Annotated in this window: 5 protein-coding genes; 2 read left to right on the top strand and 3 right to left on the bottom strand. The window is 65.1% G+C overall.

The window, feature by feature from the left end:
• Positions 1-208: 208 nt before the first annotated feature.
• The gene (locus tag EOA38_RS27225) at positions 209-784 is read right to left on the bottom strand and encodes a GNAT family N-acetyltransferase (RefSeq protein WP_127300681.1); all 576 of its coding nucleotides are present in this window, start codon (positions 782-784) and stop codon (positions 209-211) included.
• Between the two features lie 65 nt (positions 785-849).
• On the opposite strand from EOA38_RS27225, the gene EOA38_RS27220 reads away from it, so the two are divergent.
• Positions 850-2,178: a DNA polymerase IV gene (locus tag EOA38_RS27220; protein ID WP_127300680.1), complete on the top strand. Its 1,329-nt coding sequence runs from the start codon at positions 850-852 to the stop codon at positions 2,176-2,178.
• Positions 2,179-2,226: 48 nt separating this feature from the next.
• On the opposite strand, the gene EOA38_RS27215 is transcribed toward EOA38_RS27220, so the two are convergent.
• On the bottom strand, positions 2,227-2,730 hold the full coding sequence (locus EOA38_RS27215; protein ID WP_126093485.1) for a hypothetical protein: 504 nt from the start codon (positions 2,728-2,730) through the stop codon (positions 2,227-2,229).
• Between the two features lie 179 nt (positions 2,731-2,909).
• On the opposite strand from EOA38_RS27215, the gene EOA38_RS27210 reads away from it, so the two are divergent.
• Entirely contained in the window at positions 2,910-3,797 is an 888-nt protein-coding gene (locus tag EOA38_RS27210; protein WP_127300679.1) for a DMT family transporter, read from the top strand.
• Positions 3,798-3,899: 102 nt separating this feature from the next.
• Here EOA38_RS27210 and EOA38_RS27205 read toward each other — a convergent pair.
• On the bottom strand, positions 3,900-5,216 hold a 1,317-nt coding region (locus EOA38_RS27205), incomplete at its 5' end, for an OB-fold nucleic acid binding domain-containing protein (protein WP_245480926.1).

Raw genomic sequence — 5,216 nt, 5'->3', positions numbered from 1 at the left:
CGCCAGACTGTCGGAAAGCTGCTTCGCGCCCTGGCTGTCGACGGTTTGGGCAAGGGCCGGTGCACTGAAAACAAAAACGAAAACAAGTGGTAAAACACGCTTCACGTCAGTTCTCCGTTGGTCTCGGAAGGCAAACCGTTTCGCGCTTCTGGTAGGGAAGAAGCGTTACCGCTGCAAGACGGTGACTGTAAGCCAAAACCCCAAGCCGCTAAAGCGCAAGCCGCATCAGCGGCCTGCCGGGCTTCCGCTCCACAAGCCTCTCGAAACCGGCCTTCTCGAACACCCGCGACGAGCCGACGAACAGCCCGATCGAGCGCGAATCGCGCGAGAGATCAATCGGGCAAGCCTCCAGCAGCCTGGCGCCGTTGTCGCGGGCAAAGGCGATGCCGGCGTCGACGAGACGATGGGTGATGCCCCTGCCCCGCGCCTTGACGCGGATGAAGAAGCAGGAGATCGCCCAGACGCTCGCGTCGCCGGCGTCGGCCGGATCGATCGGCGCCGAACCCCTGCCCTGATTGTTCCACTCGGGCACGTCGGCGCGCGGACCGATCTGCATCCAGCCGACGGCCTTGCCCTCCTCGAAGGCCAGAAGTCCCGGCGGCGGGCCGGCTTCGATGCGCGCCTTGATGTGATCCTTGTTGCGCTCGCGGTCGCTGGCGCGGCGCTCCGCCGGCGTCAGCCGGAAATGCGTGCACCAGCAGCCGTAACAGGCGCCTTGCTTGCCGAACAGGTCCTCGAAGTCGACCCAACGCTCTGGTGTCAGCGGTACTATGGTCGTGCTCATACGTTCTCCCCAGGCCAAGCTTGTTGCCGGCCCTGCACTGTCGTACCATTGCGTTTGTTCTCTTTATGTTCGCAGCGATGGCGGCTCCTGTCAACAATCCCGAACACGGTTTTTGCCGCGACTGTCTGGCTTTCCAGCGCGGCGAGACGCGCCGCTGCGAGCGCTGCGGCAGTCCGCGCCTCGTCCGTCATCCCGAGCTTTACCGGCTGCACATCGCCCATATCGACTGTGACGCCTTCTACGCGGCGATCGAAAAGCGCGACAATCCGGCGCTGAAGGACAAGCCGGTGATTGTCGGTGGCGGCCGGCGCGGCGTCGTCTCCACCGCTTGCTACATCGCCCGCATCCAGGGCGTGCGCTCGGCCATGCCGATGTTCAAGGCGCTCGAAGCCTGCCCGGACGCTGTGGTCATTCCGCCCAACATGGAGAAATATGTCCAGGTCGGCCGCGAGGTGCGCGCGCTGATGCAGGCGCTGACGCCGCTTGTCGAGCCGCTTTCGATCGACGAGGCGTTTCTCGACCTGGCCGGCACCGAGCGCCTGCACGGCATGCCGCCGGCGCTTGTGCTGGCGCGCTTCGCGCAGACCATCGAAAAGGAGCTCGGCATCACCGTTTCGGCCGGCCTCTCCTACTGCAAATTTTTGGCCAAGATCGCGTCCGACTTCCGCAAGCCGCGCGGCTTTTCGGTCATCGGCGAGGCTGAGGCGCCAAGTTTCCTCGCCGGGCAGCCGGTGACGCTGATCTGGGGCGTCGGCAAGGCGCTGGCCGCAACGCTGGAGCGCGACGGCATCCGCACCATCGCCCAGTTGCAGCGCATGGAGCGCGGCGAACTGATGCGCCGCTACGGCGTCATGGGCGACCGGCTCTACCGGCTTTCGCGCGGCGAGGACGATCGTCGCGTCGACCCCGACGACGATGCCAAGAGCGTTTCGGCCGAAACCACCTTCGACACCGATATCGCCTCCCTGGCGGAACTTGTGCCGGTATTGCGCGGCCTGTCGGAAAAAGTCTCGGCGCGGCTGAAGAAATCCGGCATTGCCGGGCGCACCGTGGTGCTGAAGCTGAAGACGCAAGATTTCAAGCTCCGCACCCGCAACCGCCAGCTCGGCGATCCGACACGGCTGGCCGACCGCATCTTCCAGACCGGGCTCGACCTGTTGCGCCGCGAGGCCGACGGCACGAAGTTCCGCCTGCTCGGCATCGGCGTCAGCGATCTCTCCGACGACGGGAAGGCCGATCCGCCCGATCTGGTCGACATCCAGTCCCGCAAGCGCGCGCTGGCCGAAACCGCCATCGACGAGCTGCGCGGCAAGTTCGGCAGGAAGGCCGTGGAAACCGGCTACACGTTCGGCAAGGGCCGCGGCGCCAGCCCGCCCGAGCCGATCGAGGAATGAAACTGCTGCGGACGCGTCAAGCCGGCCTTGAATAACGGGATACCTCGATCAGGTCCGCCGCAAATCGATCCGGCTCGTCACCATGGTCTTGCCGGTCTTCGGATCGGTGTCGGTCACCGTCAGCCGCATGCCGTCCCTGCCGGTCTTTTCGACGGTCAATTGCGCCTTGCGGTCGCCGTTGACCTCTTTTGCCCAGCGGATGCCGAGGTTGAGCGCGTTGCCCTCGCGGCTGCCGTTCAACTGCGCAGGCCCCGTGCGCGAGCCGACATAGACGCCGGTATAGCCCGCGCCGCTCGCTTTCAGGTCGGCGCTGATCTCCCGCGTCATCAGGATGAGGCCCCGGCATTGGCCATCCAGCGACAGGGAGGTCGAGCTGGCGCCGGATTTGAAGGTGCAGGAGATGTTCACCGTCGGCGCACTGGCGCTCACCTTGAGGGTGCCGTTGCCGGCGAAGCTGCCCTGGAACGAGCGCAGGAAATCGGCATCGTCGGCACGGGCGTCCACTGCTGCCGTCAGGCAGCCGGCGAGCACAAGCAGCATCAGCGATTTCATTGGAGGTCTCCCCTCGGCATCGGACATGCCAAAGCTTACGGACACAACGACTCGAACGCGTGCGGCCGCTGCAGGTTCCGCCTTCAACGTGACCGTTTTTTTACGCCTCATCGCGCTGGCCCAGTCGAATGCATCGGCTAGCGGTTGCGGCAAGGGTGCTGGCTTGCGAAATAGCGCCCATGGCACCCGCTCCCTCGATCCCCAAGGCCGCGTTCTGGATGGCGCTTTCGATCGCCTCGTTCCTGGCGATGTCGGTCGCCGGCCGCACCGCGACGGCCGCGCTCAATGTCTTCCAGGTGCTGGAGCTGCGCTCGGTGATCGGCTTTTTCATCCTGCTGCCGCTGGTGATGACAAGCGGCGGCTTCAAGGCGATGCGCACCGAGCGCCCGCTCGCCCACGTCGCGCGCAACGTCGTCCACTATGCCGGCCAGGCCGCCTGGCTCTATGCGCTGACCTTGATTCCGCTGGCCGTGCTGATCTCGATCGAATTCACGACACCGATCTGGACCGCGATCCTGGCGGTGAGCTTTCTCCGCGAAAGGCTGTCGCGGCCAAGGCTGACGGCGATCGTGCTGGGATTGATCGGGGTGGTGATCATCGTGCGTCCTGGCGTCGGCTCGGTCGATCCCGGTCATCTCGTCGTGCTGGGGGCCGCCATGTGCTTCGGCGTCTCGGTGGTCATGGTCAAGTCGCTGACGCGAACCGACAGCGTCGTGCGCATCATCTTCTGGATGCTGATCATCCAGTCCGTGGTCGGCCTCGTCCCGGCGCTCTATGTCTGGCGCAACCCGTCGGTCGAACTCTGGCCGTCGATATTCCTGGTCGCCTTCACCGGCATGTCTTCGCATTTCTGCATGGCCCGCGCGCTCAGCCACGCCGACGCGACTGTCATTTCGCCGATGGACTTCCTGCGCGTGCCGCTGTCGGCGCTGATCGGCTGGCTGCTCTACAGCGAGCACATCGACGTCTTCACCGCCGGCGGCGCCTTGCTGATCCTGGCCGGCAATCTGCTCAACCTGCAGCGGAAAGCCCCGCCGACGGCGGAGGCGGAAGCCGCGGTTTCCTGAACTAGAGCGGGTCGGCCATTCACGGAAACGCTGACCCGCTCTAAGTATTTGTTTTACGCAATTCCGGACGGAAAACCGATACGCACTTTTCCTGGAATTGCTCTAAACCAATTCCACTTCGACCACACCCGGCACCGCGCGCATGGCCGACGCGACCTGCGGCGAGATGCGGTAGCGATTGGGGAGCTCGATCTCCACCTCGCCCTGACCCGCGTCCTTGATAAGGACGAAGCTAACCTGCCCCTCGCCCTTCACGGAAAGCTGGTTGGCCAGGATGTTGATCGGCTGGGCGTCGCGCACGAAGATGCGCAGCGCCTTCTGGATGCGGCTTGCCTCGTCCTCCAGCGACTGCACTGTCTGGATGCGGAGATTGATGCCTTCCGGCCGGTCTTCCGCCGAGACGGTGATCACCACCGAGCGGCCGGGTTCCAGCATGTCGCGATACTGCGCCAGGCCTTCGGAGAACAGCACCGCCTCATACTGGCCCGTCGTGTCGGAGAACTGCACGACGCCCATCTTGTTGCCGGTGCGCGTCTTGCGCTCCTGCTTGGTGGTGACGGTGCCGGCGAGCCGGCCGGCCGCGGCGCCGCGCTTCACCGCTGCCGAGAATTCTCCCCAGTTCTGCACCCGCATCTTCTGCAGCGCGGCCTTGTACTCGTCGAGCGGATGCGCCGAGAGATAGAAGCCGACCACCTGGAACTCGCGGTGCAGCCGGTCGGCGGCAAGCCAGGGTTCGGCCGCAGGCAGGTTGAGCGCCTGCGACTGGGCGCCAAGCGAGGCGCCGAAAATGTCGGCCTGGCCGGAGATTGCGTTCTGCTGCGCCAGCGAGGCGAGCCCCATCATCCGCTCGACACCGGCCATCATCTGGGCGCGGTCATGCCCGAAGCAGTCCAGGGCTCCCGCCATGATCAGGCTTTCGAAGACGCGCTTGCCGACGACCTTCGGATCGACCCGCTCGCAGAAATCGGCAAGACTCTTGAACGGCCTCTCGCCACGCATCTCGACGATATGCTCGACAGCGGCGTCGCCGACGCCTTTGAGCGCCGCCAGCGAGTAGAAGATCTTGTTGTCGCCGACCTCGAACGGTCGGAAGCTGGTCATCACCGAGGGCGCCACCACCTCGATGCCGAGGCGCAGCGCATCCTGCCGGAAATCGGCCAGTTTGTCGGTGTTGCCCATGTCGAGCGTCATCGACGCGGCCAGGAACTCGACCGGATAATGCGCCTTGAGATAGGCGGTCTGGTATGACACCACCGCGTAGGCGGCGGCGTGCGACTTGTTGAAGCCGTAGTCGGCGAACTTCGCCAGGAGGTCGAAGATGAAGTCGGCCTGCGGCTTGGCCACGCCGCGCTCGACCGCGCCCGAGACGAAGCGCTCGCGCTGCTTGTCCATCTCGGCGCGGATCTTCTTGCCCATGGC

This window comes from Mesorhizobium sp. M1E.F.Ca.ET.041.01.1.1 (assembly GCF_003997355.1).
Lineage (GTDB): Bacteria > Pseudomonadota > Alphaproteobacteria > Rhizobiales > Rhizobiaceae > Mesorhizobium.
This window is presented reverse-complemented; position numbering and strand designations above follow the sequence as displayed.